The 1,088-nt window shown below is 62.6% G+C and carries 1 protein-coding gene; it reads left to right on the forward strand.

Annotated elements, in window-relative coordinates:
• Positions 1–86 precede the first annotated feature (86 nt).
• On the forward strand, positions 87–1,082 hold the full coding sequence (locus NW818_RS13875; RefSeq protein ID WP_414424888.1) for a transposase: 996 nt from the start codon (positions 87–89) through the stop codon (positions 1,080–1,082).
• The last annotated feature ends 6 nt before the right edge of the window (positions 1,083–1,088 follow it).

Raw genomic sequence — 1,088 nt, forward strand, 5'->3', positions numbered from 1 at the left:
TAGGAGTTACGCAGTTGAGGTTGACCGGACACACTTCTGTGTTGTGAGATAGCTATACCCATCCCTCTTTAGAGGAGGTAAAGCCCATGAACCCTCCCAAGTGCGATGACCTGGACTACATCCACTTCCTGATCGCTGCGCAGAAGGTCTTCACCTGCACCGAGGCCGCCCGCTGTGCCCCGGAAGGGGCGCACCCTCCGGCTCACGACGCCTTCACCCGCCTGCTGTCTCGACAGCCTCCCGACACGGAGGCGCTGTGGCGGGAAGCCCAGGCTTTCGTGGATCGGCAGCGGGGGCTGCTGGTGCTGGACGACACCACCCTGGATAAGCCCTATGCCCGGCAGATGGAACTGGTGACCTTTCACTGGAGCGGTAAGCAGCGCAGGGTGGTGCAGGGAATCGCCCTGATGACCTTGCTCTGGACCCAGGGGCAGGCCCTCCTCCCCTGCGACTTCCGGGTGTACGACAAGCCGGCTGGGGGCCAGAGCAAGAACCAGCACTTTCGCGAGATGCTACAAACTGCCCATGGGCGGGGCTTCAGGCCGGCGTATGTGCTGATGGATAGCTGGTACGCTTCTTTGGAGAACCTCAAGCAGATTGCTGCGCTGGGCTGGCGCTTTCTGACCCGGCTGAAGCACAACCGGCTGGTGAACCCGGACGGGCGGGGCAACCGACCCATCGAGGCGGTGGCGATTCCGCCGGAGGGGCGGGTAGTACACCTGAAGGGCTTTGGGTTCGTCCAGGTGTTTCGGACGGTCTCAAGGGACGGGGACGCGGAATACTGGGCGACCAATGACCTGCAGATGGAGGAAGGGAAGCGGGCAGAACTGGAAAGGCAGGGCTGGGGGATCGAGGTCTATCATCGGGCGCTCAAGCAGTGCTGTGGGGTAGAGCGGGCCCAGGTGCGCAAGGCGGTGGCCATATTGGGGCATCTGCACCTGGCTTTGCGGGCCTTCCTGCGCCTGGAGGTCTACCGATTACGGACGGGGGTGAGCTGGTATGAAGCCAAGGCGGCCATCGTCCGAGATGCTATCCGGCATTACCTGGCGCATCCCATCCATACCCTCCAACCAACTGCGTAAGTCCTA

Origin of the sequence: Synechococcus sp. R6-5 (genome assembly GCF_047461775.1) — a bacterium.
Classification (GTDB): Bacteria; Cyanobacteriota; Cyanobacteriia; order Thermostichales; family Thermostichaceae; genus Thermostichus.